Annotated in this window: 16 protein-coding genes and 2 tRNA genes; 9 read left to right on the top strand and 9 right to left on the bottom strand. The window is 72.5% G+C overall.

Annotation, left to right across the window (positions count from 1 at the left end; all coding sequences use genetic code 11):
• Positions 1-5 precede the first annotated feature (5 nt).
• From ACF061_RS14070 to ACF061_RS14080, 3 genes are all read left to right on the top strand, one after another.
• The gene (locus ACF061_RS14070) at positions 6-692 is read left to right on the top strand and encodes a response regulator (RefSeq protein ID WP_392267119.1); all 687 of its coding nucleotides are present in this window, start codon (positions 6-8) and stop codon (positions 690-692) included.
• Complete coding sequence (locus ACF061_RS14075) at positions 689-2,545, top strand: ATP-binding protein (protein ID WP_392267120.1); 1,857 nt, start codon at positions 689-691, stop codon at positions 2,543-2,545. The genes ACF061_RS14070 and ACF061_RS14075 overlap by 4 nt, the downstream gene beginning before the upstream one ends.
• 110 nt (positions 2,546-2,655) lie before the next feature.
• Complete coding sequence (locus ACF061_RS14080) at positions 2,656-3,138, top strand: GerMN domain-containing protein (protein WP_392267121.1); 483 nt, start codon at positions 2,656-2,658, stop codon at positions 3,136-3,138.
• Between the two features lie 513 nt (positions 3,139-3,651).
• Here ACF061_RS14080 and ACF061_RS14085 read toward each other — a convergent pair.
• The 5 genes from ACF061_RS14085 to ACF061_RS14105 all read right to left on the bottom strand — a co-directional run bounded on the left by ACF061_RS14085 (position 3,652) and on the right by ACF061_RS14105 (position 7,255).
• Positions 3,652-3,718: transfer RNA gene (locus tag ACF061_RS14085), tRNA-Gly, on the bottom strand.
• Between the two features lie 281 nt (positions 3,719-3,999).
• Positions 4,000-4,464 (bottom strand): hypothetical protein, encoded by a 465-nt coding sequence (locus ACF061_RS14090; protein ID WP_392267122.1) that lies wholly within the window; start codon positions 4,462-4,464, stop codon positions 4,000-4,002.
• Positions 4,465-5,165: 701 nt separating this feature from the next.
• On the bottom strand, positions 5,166-6,221 hold the full coding sequence (locus tag ACF061_RS14095) for a hypothetical protein (protein ID WP_392267123.1): 1,056 nt from the start codon (positions 6,219-6,221) through the stop codon (positions 5,166-5,168).
• The gene (locus ACF061_RS14100) at positions 6,221-6,742 is read right to left on the bottom strand and encodes a SigE family RNA polymerase sigma factor (RefSeq protein WP_392267124.1); all 522 of its coding nucleotides are present in this window, start codon (positions 6,740-6,742) and stop codon (positions 6,221-6,223) included. The genes ACF061_RS14095 and ACF061_RS14100 overlap by 1 nt, the downstream gene beginning before the upstream one ends.
• A gap of 440 nt (positions 6,743-7,182) precedes the next feature.
• Positions 7,183-7,255 (bottom strand) — tRNA-Arg (locus ACF061_RS14105).
• Between the two features lie 317 nt (positions 7,256-7,572).
• Here ACF061_RS14105 and ACF061_RS14110 point away from each other — a divergent pair.
• On the top strand, positions 7,573-10,260 hold the full coding sequence (locus tag ACF061_RS14110; protein WP_392267125.1) for an ADP-ribosylglycohydrolase family protein: 2,688 nt from the start codon (positions 7,573-7,575) through the stop codon (positions 10,258-10,260).
• A 190-nt stretch (positions 10,261-10,450) separates the two neighbouring features.
• Here ACF061_RS14110 and ACF061_RS14115 read toward each other — a convergent pair whose 3' ends face one another.
• A complete protein-coding gene (locus ACF061_RS14115) occupies positions 10,451-11,959 on the bottom strand; it encodes an IclR family transcriptional regulator C-terminal domain-containing protein (RefSeq protein ID WP_392267319.1) in 1,509 nt (502 codons plus the stop codon).
• A 502-nt stretch (positions 11,960-12,461) separates the two neighbouring features.
• Complete coding sequence (locus tag ACF061_RS14120) at positions 12,462-13,742, bottom strand: M6 family metalloprotease domain-containing protein (RefSeq protein WP_392267126.1); 1,281 nt, start codon at positions 13,740-13,742, stop codon at positions 12,462-12,464.
• Between the two features lie 676 nt (positions 13,743-14,418).
• On the opposite strand from ACF061_RS14120, the gene ACF061_RS14125 reads away from it, so the two are divergent.
• Both ACF061_RS14125 and ACF061_RS14130 read left to right on the top strand, forming a co-directional pair.
• Complete coding sequence (locus ACF061_RS14125) at positions 14,419-15,078, top strand: TetR/AcrR family transcriptional regulator (protein WP_392267127.1); 660 nt, start codon at positions 14,419-14,421, stop codon at positions 15,076-15,078.
• Positions 15,079-15,505: 427 nt separating this feature from the next.
• Positions 15,506-17,101 (top strand): MFS transporter, encoded by a 1,596-nt coding sequence (locus tag ACF061_RS14130; protein WP_392267128.1) that lies wholly within the window; start codon positions 15,506-15,508, stop codon positions 17,099-17,101.
• 197 nt (positions 17,102-17,298) lie between these two features.
• Here ACF061_RS14130 and ACF061_RS14135 read toward each other — a convergent pair whose 3' ends face one another.
• The gene (locus ACF061_RS14135; RefSeq protein WP_392267129.1) at positions 17,299-17,829 is read right to left on the bottom strand and encodes a MarR family winged helix-turn-helix transcriptional regulator; all 531 of its coding nucleotides are present in this window, start codon (positions 17,827-17,829) and stop codon (positions 17,299-17,301) included.
• A 211-nt stretch (positions 17,830-18,040) separates the two neighbouring features.
• On the opposite strand from ACF061_RS14135, the gene ACF061_RS14140 reads away from it, so the two are divergent.
• The 3 genes from ACF061_RS14140 to ACF061_RS14150 all read left to right on the top strand — a co-directional run bounded on the left by ACF061_RS14140 (position 18,041) and on the right by ACF061_RS14150 (position 21,694).
• Positions 18,041-18,808, top strand: a complete 768-nt coding sequence (locus ACF061_RS14140; RefSeq protein ID WP_392267320.1) for a dioxygenase — start codon at positions 18,041-18,043, stop codon at positions 18,806-18,808.
• Positions 18,809-19,299: 491 nt separating this feature from the next.
• Positions 19,300-20,298, top strand: coding sequence for an RNA polymerase sigma factor RpoD/SigA (locus ACF061_RS14145; protein ID WP_392267130.1), 999 nt, complete (start codon positions 19,300-19,302; stop codon positions 20,296-20,298).
• Positions 20,299-20,965: 667 nt separating this feature from the next.
• Positions 20,966-21,694 (top strand): TetR/AcrR family transcriptional regulator, encoded by a 729-nt coding sequence (locus tag ACF061_RS14150; RefSeq protein WP_392267321.1) that lies wholly within the window; start codon positions 20,966-20,968, stop codon positions 21,692-21,694.
• A gap of 322 nt (positions 21,695-22,016) precedes the next feature.
• On the opposite strand, the gene ACF061_RS14155 is transcribed toward ACF061_RS14150, so the two are convergent.
• On the bottom strand, positions 22,017-22,982 hold the full coding sequence (locus tag ACF061_RS14155; RefSeq protein WP_392267131.1) for a helix-turn-helix transcriptional regulator: 966 nt from the start codon (positions 22,980-22,982) through the stop codon (positions 22,017-22,019).
• Positions 22,983-23,018: the final 36 nt, after the last annotated feature.

The following is a 23,018-nucleotide window of genomic DNA, read 5'->3' on the forward strand; positions in this document are numbered from 1 at the left end:
CCGGGATGTCACGGGTCCTGATTGTCGAAGACGACCAAGATGTCCGCATGGCCATCCAGCTGGGTCTGCGGCATCAGAGTCACGAGGTCCTCGCCGTGGGAACGGGTGAAGAGGGGCTGGAACAGCTCCACCCCTTCCGGCCGGACGTCGTCGTACTCGATCTCATGCTGCCCGGCATCTCCGGCCTGGACGTGTGCCGCCGGATCAGGGAGCGCGACCTGGTGCCGGTCATCATGGTGACGGCCCGGGGCGACGACATCGACGTGGTCGTGGGACTGGAGGCCGGCGCGGACGACTACGTGGTCAAGCCCGTGCGGGCCCGGGTGCTCGACGCGCGGATACGTGCCGTACTGCGCAGACAGGACGCGTCGCTGCCGGACGGCACCCGCCCCCGGGCGGAGACGCACGGCGAGCTGGTCGTCGACCGCGCCGGGCTCGTGGTGACGCACCGGGGCGAACCCGTCGCCCTCGCCCCCTCCGAGCTTCGGCTGCTGCTGACCCTGTCGGCCTCGCCCGGCCAGGTGTTCAGCCGCCAGCAACTGCTGGAAGCGGTCTGGGAGCACAGCTACCACGGCGACATACGGCTCGTGGACGCCTGTGTGAAACGACTGCGCAGCAAGCTCGGCGAGGGCAGGAGCCCCCGCTACGTACAGACCGTGCGCGGATTCGGCTACCGCTTCGGCACCTCATGAGCGACCGGAAGTCCGCGCGGACGCGGAAGGCCGCCGGGACGCGGAAGGCCGCCGGGGCGCGGAAGGCCGCCGGGGCGCGGAAGGCCGCCGGGGCGCGGAGAATCGCCGGGGCGCGGAGAATCGCACCCGAGGCCTCCACGGCCGACGAGAATCCCGCAGGCATCACGGGTGCCGGCCCCCGGCGGTTCCTGCGGGCGGCCTTGGTGCGCATTCCGCTCCCCCTGCGCGGCCTGCGCCCCCGCCTGCTGACGGCCTTCGTCCTGGTGGCCATGGCCAGCGCCCTGGGGACCGGGGCCCTCGCCTTCCGCGAGGCGCGCACGGCGGTGCTCCAGCAGAGCCAGGACTCCGCCATCCGCCAGTTCCGCACGAGCGTCGACGCCGTCGCGCCGTACATCCCCCCTTCTCCGGACCGGACGGAGCTCCAGTCCGCGGTGAACCAGGTGCTGTACGCGAACCGGTCGTCGGGCTGGCGGGTCATGGCCGCGTACGGTGACCACCGTGCCTACGCGCCGAGCGCCGGTTTCGTCGAGCTGAGCCCCGAACTGCGCCGGGCCGTGCGGGACAGACGTGCCGCGGTGTTCCAGCGGGTGAACGTCGGCGGCCATTCCCATCTCGTCGTCGGCATGCCCGTCACATACACCTCCGGCGAGGGCACCGAGCCCAGGCTCTCCGGCCTCGTGATGTATCTGGACGTCCCGCAGAACACCGAGGAGGGGTACATCAAGGCCATGGTCAGCGGCATGGAGCGGGCCACCCTGGTGGCCCTGTGCCTCGCCGTCGTCCTGGCGCTGCTGGCCGCGAGCGGCGTACTGCGTCCCGTACGGGCGCTGCGCCGGGCGACGCGCCGGATGGCCGCGGGGCATCTCGACGTCCGGCTGAACGTCACCGGTTCCGACGAACTGGCCGACCTCTCCCAGTCCTTCAACGAAACCGCTGCCGAACTGGAGCGAACCATCAAGGAGCTGCACCGCCTGGAGGCCCAGGGACGCCGCTTCGTGGCGGACGTCTCCCACGAGCTGCGCACGCCGCTGGCGGCGATGTCGGCGGTCACCGACGTGCTGGACCTGGAGGAGAGGGAGGGGGAGACCGGTGAAGCGCTGCGGCTCATCAGCGAGGGGACGAGCCGGCTCAGCGCACTGGTGAACGACCTGATGGAGATCTCCCGCTTCGACGCGGGGGCGGCCGAACTCAACCGGGACGAGATCGACCTGGCCGAGTCCGTACGGCGTACCCTCGCCTCCCGGGGGTGGCTGGGGCAGGTGGAGACCCATCTGCCCGGGCCGGGTGTGCTCCGTGCGCGCGTCGATCCGCGCAGGCTCGACGTGGTGACGGCCAACCTGGTCGGCAACGCGCTGCGGCACGGAGAGCCGCCGGTGCGGCTGACCATGGGGGTGCGGGAGGAAGGGGCGGACATGGCATGGGCCGTCGTCGAGGTGACCGACAACGGACCGGGGATCGCCGAGGAGGCCCTGCCGCACATCTTCGAGCGGTTCTACAAGGCGAGCACCTCACGGACCAGGAGCGAGAGCAGCGGGCTGGGCCTGGCCATCACGGCGGAGAACGTGCGCCTGCACGGAGGGCGCATCCGGGCGGCGAACCTGCTCCGAGGCGGCGCGGTGTTCACGGTCGAACTCCCGCTGCACCGCGACCTCCCGCTGCACCGCGCCGACACCGGCACCGGCACCGAGACCGAGACCGGCACCAGGACTGACACCGGCACCAGGACTGGCACCAGGACTGGCACCAGGGCCGGCGCCAGGACTGGGACCGGCACCAGGACCGGCGCCAGGACTGGGACCGGCGCCAGGACTGGGACCGGCACCGGGACCGGCGCCGGCGGGGGTGCCTGGTGAAGGGCTCGCGGCTGGCGGCGCTGTTCTCCGGGCTTACCGCCGCGGTCACGCTCACGGCGTGCGGAGTTCCCCCGTCCGATGTCATCGAGGCCGGTGCACCGGCGAGCGGCATGTTCTCCCCCAGCTCGGCACCCCCGACGCCCGCCACCGTCTCCCTCTACTTCCTGCGCGACGGGAACCTGACGGCCTACCCCCGCCGGACCAGCGCCGCCGGGAGCCTCGGGACCGCCGTACGTCTGCTCTTCAAGGGGCCGACCGCGAGCGAAGCCGCGACGGCCACCACGGAGCTGCCCCGCCTGACGACCGCGCCGCGGTTGGCGACCGGCGACGACGGCATCCTCACCGTCCGGCTCCCCGACCAGGCGTCCCCGCTGAGCCGCCGGGCCATGCTCCAACTGGCCTGCACGGTGGACCAGGCGGCCGCACCACTCGCCATCGTCGTCCCCAGCGCCGACGCGAAGGTCGCCGGCGGCGCAGTGCGCGATTCCGCCTGGCCCGGCAGTCTCCGCGTGCTCGGCGACGGATGGACGATGACGCAGTCCGACTACGAGTGCCCCTCCAAGCCCCAGCCGCAGAAGCCGCCCCAGCACTGACCCCGGCCCAGCACCAACCCGCGGCTCCTCGCCACGCTCGCTGTCGCCCACACCGACAGCGCAGCCGTCAAGGCTCCGACGGTCGCTGAGGGCAATCACGGTGATCTCCACCGTGCGGTCGGCCGGTCATGACAACGAAACACCCCGGCTGGTCGGAACCTGCCGGGGTGTTTCTGAGACCCCTCCGAAAGGAGGGACACGAAGCATAACCGACCCGACGCTCGCCTCGTACCGGGCGACCATGGACGCCTGCGCTTCGACGGCGCGGGCATCGGTCACGCGCCGGGCCAACGCCCGAAGGCACCGCAGCTCTCGAACCGCGCTGATCCACCAGCACATGACCAGTGACCTCGACCGGGCCACCGCCGACCGACTCGGGGTCGTGATCCGCGAGGGTGGGGGGCCTCCGCGTAGGGGATGTGGACTCCGCGTGGATTGAGTGGCACGACCCCGGACACGACGAAGGGCCAGCCTGGGAGGAAACCCCTCCCGAGCTGGCCCTTCTACTTGTGCCCCCGGCAGGATTCGAACCTGCGACACCTGCTTTGGGAGAGAGGCTGGGCGATCTGCGAGCTGATCCGCTGCTTCGCCTGCTGGGGCAGTGGGCGGCTACTCAACTGAAGGGCACCGGTGTTGACCGTGGCTGACCCCCGCATCTGGCGCGGATGTGGCACGAACCTCAGCTGGCGACGGCCAGCCACGACGGAGAGTGCGCCGACCGACCAGGCGCGCGTGTGCCTCGCCGCACCCACACCGGCTTCCACCATGCTGCCAGTGCCGTATTCGCTGTGGTTTCCCGTGGCTTCCCTCAGGGTCTGGCGCGAAGGGGCACGGGCTACCTTCTGAGCCGCAACTCGTGGTCTACTCGGCGACGCCCAGGTCTCGGCGCATGACCTTGCGAAGGTCGGCCACGGCCGCATCGAACCTGCTTTCCAGCTCGGTGTAGGCCGGGCTCTCGACGGCGGCGCCGTCGATGAGCAGGTCTCGCGTCTCCCTCAGGACCACGAACGCGGTGCGTGCGGCCTCAACGACTGCCTGCGGAGCCGTGATGGCCAGCTGGTGGCGAATCTCGTAGGCCCCAGGTGCCAGGAACAGTTCGCGTAACCTTCCTGGCCGTTCCTGCGTAGGGAGGTTCGCCTGCGCAGCCTCGTTGAGCGCTGTTCGCATGCGGGAGAGGGCGGCGGTGTAGTCGGCGTAGAGCTGCCTGCGCACATCGAAGCTTTGGCCGGCGCGCTCCCTTCGCCAACTGAGCCGATCGGCGATCAACGTCGAACCGACCCCGATGACCGCGCCAAGTGCCGTGCTGGCCAGTGACAACCATTCCATGGCGGGTGAGCCTAGGACGCCCGTTCCCAGGAGCTCTACAGGACAGGGAGGAGCTGAGGAAGCGGTGCTCCGCGCCTGGTGAGTGGGGTGCCGGCTGCCCAGTGTTCCCCATAGTTCCTCCCGCCACCTGGCACGCGTCTGGCCCGGGCGCGGCCGTCGCCGTCAGGGGTGTGCGCCCGCCACGCCAGCGACCACCGCTTTAGGAGTTCGATCCGAGTCCGCTCCGGCTGCCGTCATCGACTGGTGCGACGGCCGGACGGAGTCGCTGGTGCACGCTCTCGTCCGGCGTCGTTGATGTCAACCGTGGATGTCAGAAGCCTCCTGGCCCGTAGCTCTACTGCCGCGCGACGGGACGGGTTCCGCCGTGCTGGATGCGGGCGAGGCCGGTCTCGAATGTCCGTAGGGGTACTGCCTTCTGGGATTTGATCCATCGTCCCGGCCTAAGTAGGCCGTGACGTCAAGCGCAGTGCCCGTTTGGATGGGCGTCTCCGGTCGGATCGCGTGAAGCCGTGTCATAGGTGGGGATGGCACCGGACCGCGACGGGCGCGGGCTCGCGGCCAACACGGACGGAGGTGACATACAGTCAGTCCGCAGGAGTGCCGCGGCAGGTCACCAGGCTCGTACTCCTGGACGGGCACCAGCCCCGGAAACTGCGATGCTCAGGCGAGATGTGCTCCCGCTGCCCGCTGCCCGCTGCGGGTCAGCCCAGTACATGGGTCGTCCAGTCATGCTGGTCGGTCCCGAGCAGGGTGAACCGCTTCAGCCACGTCGTGGGGCCGCCCACGGTGCGGTAGGCGTCCACGCCGTTCAGCGACTGGGTGCAGAGTTCGAGGCCATGCTCCCGGATGCAGGTCGGCCTGGTCAGGGCAGTCTTGGGGTCCGCGTCGGCTGAGCTCTTGACGGACTCGGGCAGGTCCGGCTCGATCGTGGTGGTGATGTACATCCCGTCGACCTGGAAGTTGATGCTGCTGCTCCAGGGCACATGCTCTCCCGGCAACATCTGTTGCCCCCGAACGAAGGTGGCCTCGGTAAGCCTGAGTCCCGCGGGCACCTTGCTGATCCGGTACGGCAACGGGATCGCCCGCCGGGCCACGACGGCCTTCTCGGCGATCCGGTGCAGGATCTGCTGCGCGTCGGCCCTTTGCAGGTAAGCGGCACGCAGCTCGGCCCACCGGCCGTCCGCGGTCTGCCAGCGCAGATACCAGTCGCCCCCAGGCGCCTCGGCGGTCGTCGGGCTCTTGCCCACCCAGTACGCGGGACGGCCCTCGACCGGCGGCGCCTCGACCCGGTACTGCCGCGGCCCTCCCGCGTACCAGAGCCGCCCGGTCGAAGGCGTGGCTCCCGCGGGATAGACCCCGAGCCAGACGATGGGTGCGAGCCCACCGTCGTCGGGGACCTTGCCGTCGGCCCGCACGACGGTCCTGCCGTGGTCCGGCACATAGCTGACATCGTCGAAGTTCGCCGGGAGCCAGCCGTAGGACGCCTCCACGACCAGCGGGTTCGTATCCAGAGCGGGGGTGGCCGAGGTCGCGGCCGGCGCGGGGCTCAGGGCCCTGTCGCCGCCAGAGGGCAGGAGGGTCACCGCTGCGGTTGCCGCCGCCACGGCCGCTACCGCGCCGAGCGCCGCGAACCGCCTGCGTCGCAGCCGAACTCTGCCCTCCCGCACCGCCCGGGCGACATCGATGCCACTTCCCGGTGCGGGCGAGGCGGCCAGCTCACAAAGTTCCCGGGTCAGCTCGTCGGTCTGGTCGCGCATCACAGGGTCCTTTCAGCGGCGGTGACGGAACGAATGTCGAGCACCCTGCGTAGCGCCCGAAGCCCGCGCGAGGTCTGGCTCTTGACGTTCCCGGGGGAACAGCCGAGCGCATCGGCGGTTTGCTCGACGCTCAGGTCGTGGTAGTAGCGGAGCACCAGAGTGGCGCGCTGCCGGGGAGGAATCGCGGCCAGCGCCCGACGCAGGTCAAGGGAGGCCTCCGGGTCACTCGGCTGCGCCACAGGCTCCGTCCCCGGCCGATCCGGGTGCCGAGCCCTCCATCGCTGCCACGGGGAGCGCTGCTCCGCCAGAAAGGTGTTCACCAGCACCTTCCGGGCGTAGCCGTCCGGGTTCTCCGCCCGCCGCATCCGCGGCCAGTGGACGTACAGCTTTGTCAGAGTCTCCTGCACCAGATCGTCGGCGCGGTGCCAGTCGGAGCAGAGCAGAAAGGCCACTTTGCGTAGCCAGTCGGCTCTGGACTCGGTGAACTCTCTGAACTCCGTTTCGCGCCCCTGCTCCGCCATGGATGGACATGCTCCTCTCCCGGGCCGCACACCGGGTACCGCCCGACACTCTGATGCGGCAGGCGGGACGGAAGGTTGCACGCCCTTGCGGCAATCGCCGCCCACGGGAATGGCTGGCGCAGTACCCCTGTCCGGCCCAGCCGGGCGACGAGCACAAGCCACAGCAGCCAACGGCCCGGGGAGCGGCCCGTAGCCGGCCGGCACACGGGAGCTGATGACGCGTAGGGGGCACAGCAGCTCGCGGGCCACGCTGATCTGTCAGCACATGACCAGCGACCGTGGCGGGGCCATCGCGATCGGCTCGGGGCCGTGATCCGGGGCGGTGGGGAGCGGCCTCCCAGACCGCCGAGAAGGATGCCGTAGGCCCATAGCGGCACGCGTGTGGCACGGCGAAGGGCCAGCCTGGGAGGAAACCCCTCCCGAGCTGGCCCTTCTCTCTGTGCCCCCGGCAGGATTCGAACCTGCGACACCCGCTTTAGGAGAGCGGTGCTCTATCCCCTGAGCTACGAAGGCGTGACGCTGGGATGGGCTTGGGCATCCACAGGGTGCACCGCCGAAGTGGTGCACCGCGCACAGTCTAGCGGCACCGTCGGGTTCGTACCCAAGGGCTGGGGTGCCGGTGCCGTCGGGGCGGGAGTGTTTACTATCGTCTGGTTGACGATAAGCGGGGGGCGTGCCAAGCTGGCGCGGCGTCAGCGCCGGAGATCCTTTTCCGGTGTTCCGCTGTGCAGGTGTCGTCCCGGTGCCTTGTCCAGGTCGGCGGCGTCACCCGCGTGTCATCGCCCGTCCGGCACGCCCGCCGCGCGCCGTCGCACCCGTATGGAGGCCTCATGGCCCGTGCCCGTACACCCAATCCTCGCCTGGACGCGCGGGGCGCCGACCGGGCCGCCGGGGTGCTGCTCGGCGCGGCCGTGGGGGATGCGCTCGGGGTGCCGTACGAGTTCCAGACGACGCTGGGCGAGGACCAGCGGCCCCGGATGATCGGCGGCGGTCTTGGGCCGTACGAGCCGGGTGAGTACTCGGACGACACGCAGATGCAGGTGTGCGTCGCCGAGGTGGCGGCGACCGGCGCCGATCTGCGTGAGGCCGGGGCCCTGGACGCGGTCGCCGTCAACTTCCAGCGCTGGCTGAGCGGGGGCGCGAGCGACGTCGGCGCCCAGACCCGCGCGGTCCTGACCGCGGCCGGCCGGGCTTCCGGGGCGACGGCGGGCGCGGCGATGCTTCAGGCCGCCCGTGACTTCACCGCAGCCAAGGCGCACAGCGCCGGCAACGGCTCCCTGATGCGCACCGGGATCGTCGCCCTCGCCCACCTCGGCGACGCGGCCGAGATGGCCGAGGCGGCCGTGGCGGTCGGCGCGCTCACCCACCCTGATCCGGACTGCGCCGACGCGTGCGTGCTGTGGTGCTCGGGCATCCGTACGGCGGTGCTGGAGGGGACCTTCGACGGCGTACGGGCCGGACTGGACCTGCTTCCCGCGGAGCGCCGGGGGATCTGGGAGCGGCGGCTGGAGGAGGCCGAGACGCATCCCGCGTCCCACTTCTCCAACAACGGCTGGGTCGTCCACGCGCTCCAGGCCGCCTGGTCGGCCATCAGCCGCACGCCGGTTCCCGAGCCGGACCCGGCGGCGGGCAACTTTCCCGCTCAGCATCTGCGCCTCGCCCTGGAGGCGGCGGTCCGGGCCGGGACGGACACGGACACCGTCGCGGCGATCGCCGGCGCCCTGCTCGGCGCGCGCTGGGGCTGTTCCGGCATCCCGTTGCGGTGGCAGCGGGACGTGCACGGCTGGCCCGGCCTCACCGGGGCCGGTCTGGTCCGGCTGGCGGTGCGCACCGCACGCGGCGGGCGGGACGACGACGCCGGCTGGCCCTCGGCGGCCCGCGTGCCCCTCCCGGTCGGCTCGCCCCCCGCCTTCGCCGTCCCCCACCCGCACGACCCGGGGGTGGTGCTGGGCAATCTCGCGCTGCTCCGGGGCGCGGAGCCGGTCGACGTCGACGCGGTGGTGTCGCTGTGCCGCATGGGCACGGACCCGGTCCTGCCAGACGCCGACGTCGAACACGTCCGCGTCTGGCTGGTGGACAGCGACGGGGACAACGCCAATCTCCACTACGTCCTCGACCAGGCCGCCCGTGAGGTGCTGCGGCTGCGGCGCGCCGGCAAGCGGGTCCTGCTGCACTGCGCCGCCGGGCAGAGCCGCACCCCCGCCGTCGCCGCCCTCTACAGCCATCTGGCCGGCGGGAGGGACGCCGAGACCGCGTTGTCCGAACTCCGTGCGGTGCTGCCGCACGGTTGGCAGTTGCCCGCGCATGCAGAACTGCTCGACGCCGTCCACGCGTTGGCCGCCGGTACCGGCGCTCGCGGTGTCTCGTCGGCGGGCCGGTCGCCGGCGGCCGGCGATGCGCTGCCGGGGCGGGGCCCGGAGCCGGAACGGCCGGCGGAGTTCCTGAAGGAGAGGTGGGCGCCCTCGCGGGTGCGCGGGCTGCTGCTCGGGCTGGCGGTGGGCGACACGCTGGGCGCGGCTCGCGGCAGGCTGCCCGCGGAGGTGTCGTTGCGGGCCGGGGTGAGCACCCAGCTGGCCTGCTTCACCGCCGAGGGGACGATCCGTGCCTTCGTACGCGGTGACCACAGGGGCGTCTGCGCTCCCGCGGGGGTGGTGTGGCACGCCTACCGCAGGTGGGCCGCCTTGCAGGGCCTGGAGCCCCACCGGTCGCTGCGCCATCCTCGGACGGAGGACGAGGGCGCGTGGCCCGACGGTTGGCTCGCCCAGGTGCCCGTGCTCGCCCAGCGGCGGGGCTCGGCGCCCGCGACGGTCGCCGCCCTGTCCGGGAGCGGGCCGGGCGGCATGGGAAGTCCGACGGCCAGCCGCGGTTGCCACGCGCTCACCCGGACCCTCCCCGTCGCCGTGGCCGTGGCCGGACACGACCCCAAGTACTGGGTCAGCGAGGCTCGCGCGATGGCCGCCCTCACCCACGGCGACCCTGCCGCCCGGTCCGCCGCCGCTCACGCGACCGTACTGGCCGCGCACTGCCTGACCTGCGGCGCACAGCCCGAGGTGCGGCGCGCCCTGGCGGAGGGCATCCGGGCGCTGCCCGGCGCCGACCCCGACATGACCACCGAGGAACGCCACCGGCTCACTGCGGCACTCCAGCAGGCCGTCGAACATCCCGCCGACGGCACGCGCCTCGCCCGGCTCGCGCCGGACCCCACCGCGCCCTCCGCGCTGCTCGGCGGTTTGTACGCCGCCGCGTCCTTCCCGGAGCGGCACCAGGTGGACGCCGCGCTGCGCTTCGCCGCGGGGGCGCCGGACGGCGATTCGGTGGCCTGCGTCACCGGGGCGCTGCTCGGAGCGGCGCACGGCGCGGAGGCGCTGCCCGTCGATCTGGTCAGCCGGCACGAACTGGCCTGGGTGCTCGACACGCTGGCGCGCGACCTCGTCGCCCAGATGGTCGACCGCCCCAGCGGCACCGAGTACGGCTCGGGCTGGGACGAGCACTGGTGGGGACGCTACCCCGGCTGGTGACCACCCGCCGCCGCCCCAGGACCTCCGGGTTACCCGGCGCCGGGGCCGGGGCGGTCGGTCCCTGGTTCGGGTGGCCGTGGCTCCTGCGGCCCGGGGCGTTCGGTGCCCGGTTCTCGTGACCGTGGCTCCTGCGGCCCGGGGCGTTCGGTGCCCGGTTCTCGTGACCGTGACTCCTGCGGGCCCGGGGCGGTCAGGAGAGCGCGACGCGGGTGAAGCGGGCGGCCATGTGGAAGTCCGCTTCGATCGACGAGACCGTCTCCCGCAGCGCGGGGAGGAGTTCCGCGACGCACTCCTCGCGTGTGTGACGGGCGGCGTGCATAGCGATGTTCGCCGCGGCGACCGCCCGGCCCGTACGGTCGTGGACGGGGACCGCGATCGCCCGCAGTCCTTCCTCCAGTTCCTCGTCGACCAGGGCGTATCCCTCGGTCGTCGGCCCGGTCAGGGCGCGGCCCAGCGCGGTGGCGGGGGCCGGCAGGCGGGTTCCCACGGTGAAGTTCACGCTCATGATGCGGCTCGTGGCGGCTCGGGCCGTGTACTGGATCTCGTCGCCGGACTGCGTGAGGACCGCGAGGGACGCCGACTCGTGGACGCGGGCGGCCAGGTCCTCCAGGTGGGGCTGGGCGATCCGGGGCAGCGAGGTGCGGGACAGCGGCGGGAAGCCCAGGGACAGGACCCGGGGGGTGAGGGTGAACACGCGGTCGGGTCCGGGGGCCACCAGGCCCAGGTGCTCGTACGTGATCAGGGCACGGCGTGCCGTCGCCCGGGCCAGTCCCGTCGCCTTCGCGACCTCGGTGAGGGTCAGGGACGGCCGGTCCTCGCCGAAGGCGGTCAGGACCGTCAGGCCCCGGGCCAGGGACTCGACGAACTCACGGCCCAGTTCCTGCTTCGAGGCGGCCGTCCAGGTCGCCAGGTCGGAGGGAGGCGGCGCCGTGGGCGCCGGGGGCGGGGCCGCCGCCAGGTCCCGTTCCATCGCCGCGACCGTCTCGCGCAGGCGCGGCAGCAGCGTGGCGCGCAGGTCCCGCGCCGTGTGGCGGCTGGTGTGGCTCACCACGCTCGCCACGCAGGCGATCCGTCCGGTGGCCGGGTCCCGTACCGGCACCGACACCGCCACCAGGCCCGGTTCGATCAACTGGTCGTCCAACGCCCAGCCGTTCCGGGCCGCTTGGGCGGTCCGCTCCTCGAAGTCGTCGGCCGGCAGCGGAGGTCTCGGCGGCACCGCGGGGAAGCCGCGGTCCTCCGGGTCGGCCGCACGCCGCTCGTGCCAGCGCCGCCAGTCCCCGTCCGTCCACTCGGCCGCGAACAGCGGGCCCGGCGCCGTGCGTTCGGCGGGCAGCAGATCGCCGATGCGGAAGCTCAGGGACATCGCGCGGCGCCGGGTCGCCTGGTGGATGAAGCGGATGCCGTCCCGGTCGCCGACCGCCAGCGACACCGACTCGTCCAGCTCGTCGGCGAGGGCGTCGGCGCGCGCGTCGAGCAGGGCGGGCAGCCGGAGGGCGGCCAGGTAGGCGTTGCCCAGCTCCATCAGGCGGGGGGTGAGGACGACGTCCCGGCCGTCGAGGCGTACGTATCCCATCCGGGCGAGCGTCGCCGTGATGCGGTCCACCGTCGAGCGGGCGAGTCCGGTGGCCCGCTCCAGGGCGCTGGGGCTCAGCGTTCCGCCGGCCTCCGTCAGCCGCCGCAGCACCGCGACGCCCCGCATCAGCGGAGTGACCGCCTCGGCGGGCGTGGCGTCCGAGGGGGAGGGGGCGGCCTCGGCGGGGGAGGGCGCGGCGTCTGCCGGGGAGGGCGCGTCGCCCCTCCTCTTGGCGGGTGCGGCGCCCGTTCCGCTGGGTGCGGCGCCGGCAGTCCTGTCGGGCTCCCTGGAGGAGTGCGCGGGTGTGGCGGGCGTCGCGGGCATCGGTTTCGGTTCTCTCGTACGGGACGGTGGTCGCAGCAGGGCTACGGTAGTCCGGTCCGGAGTGCGTGGTCGGGGGGCCACCGTCCGCACGCCGTGGTCAGGGGGCCGTGGATCCGGGCCGTGGATCCGAGGGCTGTGGCTCGGAGGCCGGGTCGAGAGTCGAGGCCGTGGTCCGGGCTGTGGCTCGGAAGCCGGGGGCCGGGGGCCGAGGGCCTTGGTTCGAAAGCCGGGGGCCGGGGCCGGGGCCGGGAGTCGAGGGCCGTGGTCCGGGTGGCTCGGGCGGCCGTCCGGTCCATGGGCGGAGTCACTGCCGGGTCACCCGCACCCGGTAGTTCCCCTCCAGGTCCGCCGCCGCCACGTCGATGCGGATCCTGGCCTGCGGGTCCTTGAAGGTCTCGCCGGGCGAGAAGGGGGCGTCGGACAGTTCGGCGTGCACATTGGGACTGCGGGTGCAGCCGCCGGAGCCGCGGTGGGAGTCGTAGACCGTGATCGGCCCGCGGCCGGTGTCGACTTCGGCGTCGACCCGGTAGATGAGGACGCCCGGCCGGCACACCGTCTCGTCGTTGCCCTCGCGGGTGCGCAGTTCGAGGGCGTAACCGCTGTGGCCGTCGAGGGGGACGAAGATCAGCTTGGGGCCGCCCGCGCGTCCCAGCGGGGTCAATGTGTACTCGGCCGGGCCCCGCTTCGCCGCGCAGCTCACCTGGTTGGCGTCCAGCCAGCCCAGCTTCCACTTGTGCCAGCCGAGCAGGTCGTTGTTGGCGCCCCAGTCCTCGCTCATGATGTCCCAGTGGCCGACCGCGCCCCCGCCCTCCTGCGTGTAGAGGTCGGGCAGCCCGAAGACGTGGCCGTTCTCGTGCGGGAGGACCCGGTAGCCGGTGCGGTCGTAGGAGCCGGAGCCGTCGTCCTGGCGGGAGTAGACGAAGGAGGCGTTCGAGACCGGGACGCCGTCGGCGACGGGGGCCTCGGCGTTGCCGGCGAAGGTGACGGACAGGACCGTGTCGAGGGCGGACGGGCCGGCGTTCGGGGTCATCAGCACGTTGAGGAGGTCGTAGTCCCGGAAGTCCACCGCCGGGTCGGCCGCCGCCACTATGTCCTGCACCAGCCGGCGGTAGCCGGGGTCGAAGGGGGCGCCGCGCTCTATGCCGTACTCCTTGAACGACTTCGGCATGCGCAGCCACCGGGGTATCGGGGTCTCGGGGCGGTAGTCGAGGCGGCCGTAGGAGGCGGTGCGGAACCATGCCTGGGTCTGCGGGAAGAACTCGTGGAAGCGGCCGAGCGCGCTGCCCTGGCCGGGCGCGTCGGAGAAGTCGATCATCAGGGTGAGGGCGTGCACGGTGCCCGTGGAGCGGGCGTAGCCGCCGGCCGTGGGGACGCCCTCCGTCATCTGTACGGCCGTTGCTCCGCTGATCATGCAAGGTATGAGGGCGGGGGAGCGGGCCAGGGCGGACGCCCCGGCCCCGGTCGACGAGCCTGCCGTGAGGTGCGCGCTCGCCGCTGTCCCGACCGCGAGGATCAGCACACTGACGGACGCCAGGGCCACCGTGCGGCGCTTGTGTATCCGGTGGCGGGGCGGCTGCGGCTGCATGCGTGGACCTTTCGCTCCAGGCAGCCACCGGTTCGCTCGCTCCAGGCAGCCACCGGTCTCCGACTGCACCCTTTCGATCACCCTCTGTCGCGGGTGCGGCGGGCGCGCGCTGGAGCGGTCCGGTCGTGGGAAGCGGCCACTCCGGTCGTGCGAACGGGCCGTCCGGGTGCGGGAGCGGGTCGGAGGGATTGGGGGCGGGGCACCCGTCCGGGGGGACGGGGCGGCGGCCGGTGCGGCGATGGGGCGTCCGTCCGTGGGAAAGGGGGGCGGTGGCCCGCGTGGCGGTGGGGCGTCCGTCCGTGGGAACGGTGCGTCCGTCCGTGGGAACGGTGCGTCCATCCGCGGGAGAAGGGGTGGCGGCCCGCGCGTCGGCGGGCCACCCGGTCCGCGGGAATCCCGTCCGTGGGAACGGGCCAACCGGCCATGGGAACGGGGCGTCCGTCCGCGGGGTGGGGCCGCTTCGACCACGGGTCGGTGAATGTGACACAGGTCACCGAAAACTCGTCGCGGGTGCGGAAATAACCGGGGACCTCTTCCCCGTTTAGTCAGACGTCAACGCGAAACGGGGACTTCCTCTCCGGATCGCACCACCGCCCGAACCGCCGGGCCGACGACCCGGCCGGTTCACCCGACCCGGCCGACCGGCCGATCCGACCACGACCCGAAGGAGTACGCCGTGCAGGCCGCGACGACCGCGAACCCCGTACCGCGCAAGGCGACCAGGCCGCGCGCCGACGCCCTGCGCAACCGGGAGCGGATCGTCACCGCCGCCCGGGAGATGTTCGTCGAGCACGGACCCGACGTGCCGCTCGACGAGATCGCCCGCCGGGCCGGCGTCGGCAACGCCACGCTGTACCGCAACTTCCCCGACCGCGACGCCCTCGTCCGTGAGGTCGTCTGCTCGGTCATGGACCGTACGGCGCTCGCCGCGGAGCAGGCGCTCATGGAGACCGGCGACGCGTTCGAGGCGCTGTCGCGCTTCGTGCACACCGCCGCCGACGAGCGGGTCAGCGCACTGTGCCCCATGGTCTCCAGCACCTTCGACCAGAACCACCCCGACCTCGAGGCAGCGCGCGAGCGGGTCGAGAGCCTAGTGCAGGAGATCATGGACCGCGCCGCGGAGGCCGGGCAGCTGCGCACCGACGTGGGCGTCGGTGACCTGATGGTCGCCGCGGCCCAGCTCAGCCGGCCCCCGGCCGGCACCGGCTGCCTCGGCCACGACCGCTTCGTCCACCGTCATCTTCAGCTGTTCCTGGACGGACTGCGGGCCCCGGCCCGATCAGCCCTGCAGGGCACGGCCATCACCATGGAGGATCTCCGCCGGACCTGCTCCTGATCGCGCGACCGTGCGACCGACCGACTTCACGACCGTGCGACCGACCGACTTCACGACCGTGCGACCGTACGACCACGCGACCGTCCGAGCGTTCGCGGCGAGCGGTACGGATCGCGTCTCCCAGCGCCAGCCACGCCTCCCGGCACCGTTCACGCCTCCCGGCACCAGCCCGCCTCCCAGCGTCGATCGCACCTCCCGACGCTGATCGAACCGACCAGCACCGATCGATACGACGAACAAGCGCCGACCAGAACCCATCCACACGGATCAACCCCGATCGACCCTGATCAACGTCGATCAGCCGATCAGTCGGGGGCCGTACTCCGGTCAACACCCATAACCACTGCTTGCGACCGCTCCCCGAGGGGGCGGGCCGTCACCTTTCGACACCCTTTTTCCGTCACGAAGTCCCGAAGTGGGTACACCCATGTCCGAAACAGCCGCACAGGCTTCCGGCGTCCGCGCCACCGGCGCCGCCGGTACTCGCGGCGTCCTGGAGAAGTCCGGGGACGCCAACCGCTGGAAGGCGCTGGTCTTCATCGCGCTCGCCCAGCTGATGGTCGTCCTCGACGCCACCATCGTGAACATCGCCCTGCCCTCGGCCCAGACGGACCTGGGCATCTCCGACGGCAACCGCCAGTGGGTCGTCACCGCCTACGCCCTCGCCTTCGGCGGACTGCTCCTGTTCGGCGGCCGGATATCCGACCTGTGGGGCCGCAAGCGCGCCTTCGTGACCGGCCTGACCGGCTTCGCCGCGGCCTCCGCGCTCGGCGGCGCCGCCACCACCGGCGCGATGATGTTCGGCGCCCGCGCGCTGCAGGGCGCCTTCGGCGCGCTGCTCGCGCCCGCCGCGCTCTCCCTGCTCGCGGTGATGTTCACCGATGCCAAGGAGCGCGCCAAGGCGTTCGGCATCTACGGCGCCATCGCCGGCGGCGGTGGCGCGGTCGGCCTGATCCTCGGCGGTTTCCTCACCGAGTACCTCAACTGGCGCTGGACCTTCTTCGTGAACATCCCGTTCGCCGTCCTCGCCGCGGCCGGCGCCTACTTCGTCGTCCGGGAGCCGGCCGGCAGCCGCAACCGCTCGCCGCTCGACATCCCGGGCGTGGTCCTGTCCACCCTCGGACTGGTCGCTCTGGTGTACGGCTTCACCCGCGCCGAGTCCGACGGCTGGGGCGACGCGACGACCGTCTCCATGTTCGTCGCGTCCGTCGTGCTGCTCACCGCCTTCGTGCTGGTGGAGTCGAGGGTGAAGGCCCCGCTGCTGCCGCTGCGGGTGATCACCGAGCGCAACCGCGGCGGCATCTACCTCTCGCTGGGCCTGGCCATCATCGGCATGTTCGGCCTGTTCCTCTTCCTGACCTACTACCTGCAGATCGTGAAGGGCTACTCGCCGGTCAAGACCGGCTTCGCCTTCCTCCCGATGATCGCGGGCATGATCACCGGCTCCACCCAGATCGGCACCCGGCTGATGACCCGTGTCCCGGCCCGGCTGCTGATGGGTCCCGGGTTCCTGGTCGCCGCCGTCGGCATGCTGCTGCTGACCCAGCTGAAGGTCGACTCCTCGTACCCGGCCCTGCTGCTGCCCGCGATGCTGCTGCTCGGCCTGGGCATGGGCACGGCGTTCATGCCGGCCATGTCCCTGGCCACCCAGGGTGTCCAGCCGCGCGACGCCGGTGTCGCCTCCGCGATGGTCAACACCTCGCAGCAGGTGGGCGGCGCCATCGGCACCGCCCTGCTGAACACGATCGCCTCCTCCGCGACCGCCTCCTACATCAAGGACCACATCGCGGCCGCAGGCCCCGCCGGGTCGCGACAGCAACTGGTCCAGGTGCAGGGCCTGGTGCACGGCTACACCAACGCCATCTGGTTCGCCGTCGGCATCCTGGCGGTGGCCGGCGTCATCGCGCTGACCTTCGTCAACGCGGGCCGGCCGGGCAGCACCACGGTGACCGGCTCGGGTTCGGCCGCCGGTCAGGGCGAGGGCGTCGAGGACGAGGTGCCGGTGCCGGTCATCGCGCACTGACACCAAGAGCCCGCACCGCTTGCCCCGCACCGCCGGGCTCGCGCCACCCGGCGGGTCCGGAACACCCTTCCCGGACCCGCCGGGCGCCTGCCGGACTCGCCGGGCACCTGCCGGACTCGCCGGGCACCTGCCGGGCCCAGGGGGGCGCCTGCCGGGCCGGGAAGCCCGCCGGGCCCGCGCCGCGGGTTCCGGCCCGCTCAGCGGAGCCAGGGCAGGTCCGCGCCCGCTTCGTCGGGCTGGAGTCCCTCGGCGACGATCTGCATGATCTCGCCGAGGGACTTCTGCTGTTCCGGGCTGAGCCGGTCGAACAGCGCCTGGCGCACGGCGGCCACATGGCCTGGTGCGGTGCGCCGCAGCACCTCGCGGCCCTCGTCGGTGAGCACGGCGAACTGGCCCCGCTTGTCGGAGGGGCAGTCCTCGCGGCGCACCCAGCCGTTCTTCTCCAGCCGGGCGACGGCGTGGGAGAGCCGGGAGCGGGTGATCTTGGCGTCCATGGCCAGCTCGGTCATCCGCAGCCGGCGGTCCGGGGACTCGGCGAGCTTGACGAGGAGGCCGTAGTAGATGTGCGGCATGCCCGCGTCGCGCTGCAACTGCCGGTCGAGGTGGTCCTCGAGGAGGGTGGTGGCGTGCAGGTAGGAACGCCAGACGCACTGCTCGTCGGCGGTGAGCCAACGGTGGGCCCCGGCGGCGGACGGGGACTCGGGCGCGGATGAGGGAGCCGTGTTCATGGACCCACTGTACGAGGAGGCTTCTTGAATTTTAAACGAAAAAGGGTACCCTGGCACCGTAATGCTTTAAAGTTCAAGTGAACTTCGCGAGGGCCGGGCGCGGTACGGGCGGGTGGGATGCCGGCCGGCGAAGCGCGGACGGGCGAAGTTCCAGTGATCCGGTCGATGACCGCAGGGAGCCGCCGTCGTGTCCGCCACCGTCGAGGGGCGCATGCCCGCCCTCTACCTCAGCCACGGCGCCCCGCCGCTCGCCGACGACCCGGTCTGGCCCGGCCAGCTCGCCGCCTGGTCCGCCGCCCTGCCCCGGCCCAAGGCGATCCTCGTCGTCTCCGCCCACTGGGAGGAGGCCCCGCTCGCCCTCGGCGCCGTCGGGACGGTCCCCCTCGTCTACGACTTCTGGGGCTTCCCCGAGCACTACTACCAGGTGCGGTACGCCGCCCCGGGCGCGCCCGAACTCGCCGAGAGCGTGCGCAAGCTGCTGCGCGGTCCGGGCCTGCCCGTGCAGGACGTGCCGGACCGCGGCCTCGATCACGGCGCCTATGTGCCGCTGGTCGAGATGTACCCGGACGCGGACGTCCCCGTCCTGCAGATCTCCATGCCGACCCTCGACCCGGTCAGGCTCATGGACATCGGCCGCAGGCTCGCGCCACTGCGCGACGAGGGCGTGCTGATCGTCGGCTCCGGCTTCTTCACCCACAACCTGGCCGCGCTGCGGCACGTGGGCCCTGGAGTGCCGAGCTGGTCGTCGGAGTTCGACGACTGGGGCCGGCGCGCCCTTCAGGCCCGTGACTGGGACGCCCTGCTGGACTTCCTCGACAAGGCCCCGGCGGGCCGGTACGCCCATCCGCGCACCGAACACTTCGCACCGCTGTTCGTGACCATGGGCGCGGCCGAGGCCGGCGGCGAACTGGACGCGCAGCGGTCGGTGATCGACGGCTTCTGGCTGGGAATGGCGAAGCGGTCGGTGCAGTTCGGCTGATCCCGGGGCGGGGCGGGGCGGGGCGGACGGCGCGGCTGGAACGTGTGGGTGCTGAGCCGCGTTGGGAGCGGTGTGTGGAGGGTCTGGGAATTCCCTGAGAGTCCGGGTTTGCGGCAACCTTCCGCCGGTACGGGCCGTCCATGAGAGTGGGAGGGCGATCAAGGGCGACGCTCTCCCGTGGAACGGACTGCGGCATCGGTGTGACGGGCGTCTCATGTGCGGGGTGGCCAATGGGGCCGGTGAGGGCTTTGAGGGTTTCCCGCCCCCGCCCTGACCTGGGAATCCGCACCTGTTTCCGGGGCGCTCGGCGCGCTGCGGGCGACAGGGTACTGCATGATCAGAAAAATCGGAGGGTGGGTTGGGAATTCTGTCCTGATTCCAGTCGTTGTTTCCATCGGATGCGGGGCACCCGAGGAGAGTTCCGAAGAGTCCGAAGAAGTGCCAAGCGTCCCAAGGACCACCCGCTGACCCACCATCGCAAGGGAGCACGCATGGCAACCCGTGCCGTCGCCCGTCGTAAGTCCGCCACCGGCGAGACGGCCGACGCGGCAAGCAGTGTTCGCGCCCATGGCGGCGAGATCGCCGATCGCGACCTGGTCGGCATGTACCTCGACGAGATCGCGCGCACACCGCTGCTCGACGCCGCCAAGGAAGTCGAGCTGTCCCAGGTCATCGAGGCGGGTGTGTTCGCGCGGCAGATCCTCGACGGGTACGAGGAGTCGCAGGCGGAGGCCACCCCTGAGGAGCTTCAGGCTCTGGTCGACGCGGGCGAGCGGGCCAAGGACGTCTTCATCCGCTCCAATCTGCGTCTGGTCGTGGCGGTCGCCCGCCGCTATCCGCGCAGCGGCCTGCCGCTGCTGGACCTGATCCAGGAGGGCAACGCCGGCCTGGTGCGCGCGGTGGAGAAGTTCGACTACCGCAAGGGCTTCAAGTTCTCGACGTACGCCACCTGGTGGATACGCCAGGCGATCACGCGCTCCATCGCGGACCAGTCCCGCACGATCCGGCTGCCCGTCCACCTGGTGGAGGAGCTGGGCCGCATCCGCCGTGTCCAGCGCGAGTTCAACCGGGAGAACGGCCGGGAGCCCGAGCCCGCGGAGATCGCCGCGGAGCTCGGCTCGACGCCGGAGCGCGTCGCGGACGTCCTGGACTGGGCCCGTGACCCGGTCTCGCTGAACATGTCGGTGGACGACGAGGGGGAGACCCAGTTCGGCGACCTGCTGGAGGACACCTCCGCGGTGTCGCCCGAGCAGTCGGTGCTGACCCTGCTGCGCAGCGAGGAGCTCGACGACCTGATCGGCCGCCTCGACCAGCGCACGGCGTCCATCATCAAGATGCGCTACGGCATCGAGGACGGCCGCGAGCGCACGCTGACCGAGGTCGGCAAGGAGCACGGCCTGACCCGGGAGCGCATCCGCCAGATCGAGAAGCACGCGCTGCTGGAGCTGAAGAAGCTGGCCCGCGACACGGGCTTCGACGCGGCGGCGTGATCCGGGGCCGGATCCGGCCGGGACGGTTCGCCAGGGGCGACCGGACCGGACCGGGCCCGGCCGCGGTCCGCACCACGGGTGGGCGCCCGGTGCCTTGGGGAGATGCCGACGGCGTACGCCCGGTGGCGAAAGCCCGCGCGAACATGGCCGTGGACCATCGCTTCAAGGGGCGCGGGCCCGGGAACAACAGTTCCGGGCGCGGAGGTTCGAGCGGCCCGGGGGCGACCTCGCGTTCGGCTCCAAGGCCGGCTCCCGGTCGGCGCGGACCGACGCCCCGCAGCCGTCCGGGCAGGAGTACCGGGCGCGTCGTGCAGAACGCCGCGCCGCGCACGGACCGCACCCGGTATGAACGTTCCGTACGTGCCGTACGTATGGAACGCCCAGCACGACACGACCATCCGAGCCACGTCCCGACGCACTCCCCCCGGCGCCGGGACCTTCCTCGAGCCGGGCTTCGGCGCCTGACCCCCCAGGTCGCCGGAGCCCGGCTCCATCCCTGTCCCGAGGCGTGCCGGAAGAGGCGGGTCACCCCGGACCTGAACCCCGGGGTGGCCCACCCAGATGGCAGATTGTGCCACACAGGCATAGCCTGCCGACCGTGACCAGCCCCACCCCCGCTCCGCGCGAGTCCGCCACCTTGACCGAGCGCCGCAAGGCGGCCACACGCATGGAGATCGCCCGGGCGGCGGCCCGCCTCTTCGTGACCCGCGGCCTGCGCGCGACCCGGGCCGAGGACATCGCCCAGGCCGCCGGCGTCGCCCCGCGCACCTTCTACCGCTACTTCGCCACCAAGGAGGAGGCCGTGGCCCCGCTCTACGCGGCGGGCGCCGAGCGGTGGACGCGAGCGGTCCGCGAGGCCCCGGCCGGGCTGTCCGTTCCCGAGGCCCTGGCCCACGCCGTGCGTCACGCCTGCGCCCCCGCCGCCGGAGTCTCGGCGGTCTCCTGGCAGTGGGCCCGCACCCTCATCCACCTGGCCGGGACCAACCCGGCGGTGCGCAAGGTCTGGGCCGAGATCTGCCAGGCGTCGGAACGGAACCTGGCGGAGGCGCTGGCGGCCCGTACGGCGCCGGAGCACCGGACGGAGGGGCCGACGGGTGCGCCGGCGGGCACGCCGACCGGCACGCCGGCGGGCGCGACGGCACAGGGAGCGACCGAAAACGTGGGCGGTGGCACCGGGGCCGACGACATCACCCCGGAGCTCCGGTTCACCGCCGCGGTGGCGAGCGCCGCCGTGCGCGTGGCCGTGGAGGCGTGGGCGGACGGCGAAGAACTCGGCGACGGCCCCAATGGCCCCACCGCTCTGGCCCTGCGCAACCTGGCGGCTCTGCGGGACTTCAGCTGGGAGGCGGGAGAACCGCGAGAGGGGGGAGAGGGCCTAGCGACGGAAGAGACTTGAGAGACAGGGAGCCTTCAACGGCCGGACAGCCGGACGGGACAGCAGGGGCGCCTGACCGGAGGAGTCGGCGGGACCCCGCAGTTGGTCGGCCGGTTCGGCTGTGGCTGTGGCTGTGGCCGTGGTGGCGGGCGGCGGGTGGTCGGTGGTCACTGTGGCCGGGCGGCGGCTGGGGCGCCGAACGGTGGTGGTCGTGGCCGGGCGGTCTGTTGGGCCGCAGACGTCTGTTGGGCCGACGACCGGTGGTCGCCGTGGCCGGACGACGATTCTCGGAATGGTCGACCGGTGGTGGTCGTGGCTTCTTCGGTGGTCCGGCTGCCCTGGCTCAGGTGTCCGTGGCCCGCGTCAGGCGCGCTCCCAGCTCTCGTACGCTCGTCACCAGCTCGGGCGGCTCGTGCACGGTGAAGTCGCAGCCCAGTGTCGCCAGCCGGACCGCGAGCCGTTCCACGTGGTCGCCGGTGGTGGCCCGGAGGCGGCAGCGGCCGCCGTCCAGCGGCTCCGGCGCGCCGAGCCAGGCGGGCAGCCGCCCCGCGACCGACTCGGCCGGTTCCGCGAACGTCACCGAGAACGTGTACGTCTCCTGGTACTGGTACACCGACCGCCGCAGATACTCCGCCGCGCTCCCCGCCGGCAGTTCCCGCGGTGCGAACCGCGCCCCGGTCGCGAACGGCTCGCTCACCCGGTCGACCCGGAACGTCCGCCAGTCCGCCCGGTCCAGGTCGTACGCCACGAGGTACCAGCGCCACCCGGTCGACACCAGCCGGTACGGCTCCGTCACCCGCCGCGTCCCGGTGCCGTCCCCGGCGCGATAGGCGAACCGCAGCCGCTCCCGCCCGGCCACCGCCGACGCCATGACGGTCAGCGTCTCGGGGGCGACACTGGCCCCGTCCCCGCTGGTCAGCGGCGTCGTCGCGGCTTGCAGGGTGGACACGCGGTGGCGCAACCGGGCCGGCAACACCTGCTCCAGTTTGGTCAGCGCCCGCACCGACGCCTCGTCCATGCCCTCGATCGCGTGCCCGGCGCCCGCCCGCAGCCCGACCGCGATCGCCACCGCCTCCTCGTCGTCGAGCACGAGCGGCGGCATCGCCTTTCCCGCGACCAGCCGGTACCCGCCGTCGGATCCCATGGTCGCCTGCACCGGATAGCCGAGCTCGCGCAGCCGGTCGATGTCCCGCCGCACGGTGCGCCGGGACACCCCGAGCCGTTCGGCGAGCTCGCCACCGGGCCACTCGCGGGGCGTCTGGAGCAGCGACAGGAGTTGGAGGAGCCGGGCCGGAGTGTCCGTCGTCATGGTTACGAGGATCCCGCAGATCTAGGACATGGTCTG

The organism is Streptomyces sp. NPDC015220 (assembly GCF_043079345.1).
GTDB lineage: Bacteria > Actinomycetota > Actinomycetes > Streptomycetales > Streptomycetaceae > Streptomyces.

Coding starts and splice junctions, on each gene's coding strand:
- ACF061_RS14070 (WP_392267119.1), top strand. CDS start 6: ATGTCACGGGTCCTGATTGTCGAAGACGACCAAGATGTCCGCATGGCC.
- ACF061_RS14075 (WP_392267120.1), top strand. CDS start 689: ATGAGCGACCGGAAGTCCGCGCGGACGCGGAAGGCCGCCGGGACGCGG.
- ACF061_RS14080 (WP_392267121.1), top strand. CDS start 2,656: ATGTTCTCCCCCAGCTCGGCACCCCCGACGCCCGCCACCGTCTCCCTC.
- ACF061_RS14090 (WP_392267122.1), bottom strand. CDS start 4,464: ATGGAATGGTTGTCACTGGCCAGCACGGCACTTGGCGCGGTCATCGGG.
- ACF061_RS14095 (WP_392267123.1), bottom strand. CDS start 6,221: ATGCGCGACCAGACCGACGAGCTGACCCGGGAACTTTGTGAGCTGGCC.
- ACF061_RS14100 (WP_392267124.1), bottom strand. CDS start 6,742: ATGGCGGAGCAGGGGCGCGAAACGGAGTTCAGAGAGTTCACCGAGTCC.
- ACF061_RS14110 (WP_392267125.1), top strand. CDS start 7,573: ATGGCCCGTGCCCGTACACCCAATCCTCGCCTGGACGCGCGGGGCGCC.
- ACF061_RS14115 (WP_392267319.1), bottom strand. CDS start 11,959: ATGCGGGGCGTCGCGGTGCTGCGGCGGCTGACGGAGGCCGGCGGAACG.
- ACF061_RS14120 (WP_392267126.1), bottom strand. CDS start 13,742: ATGCAGCCGCAGCCGCCCCGCCACCGGATACACAAGCGCCGCACGGTG.
- ACF061_RS14130 (WP_392267128.1), top strand. CDS start 15,506: ATGTCCGAAACAGCCGCACAGGCTTCCGGCGTCCGCGCCACCGGCGCC.
- ACF061_RS14135 (WP_392267129.1), bottom strand. CDS start 17,829: ATGAACACGGCTCCCTCATCCGCGCCCGAGTCCCCGTCCGCCGCCGGG.
- ACF061_RS14140 (WP_392267320.1), top strand. CDS start 18,041: ATGCCCGCCCTCTACCTCAGCCACGGCGCCCCGCCGCTCGCCGACGAC.
- ACF061_RS14145 (WP_392267130.1), top strand. CDS start 19,300: ATGGCAACCCGTGCCGTCGCCCGTCGTAAGTCCGCCACCGGCGAGACG.
- ACF061_RS14150 (WP_392267321.1), top strand. CDS start 20,966: ATGGAGATCGCCCGGGCGGCGGCCCGCCTCTTCGTGACCCGCGGCCTG.
- ACF061_RS14155 (WP_392267131.1), bottom strand. CDS start 22,982: ATGACGACGGACACTCCGGCCCGGCTCCTCCAACTCCTGTCGCTGCTC.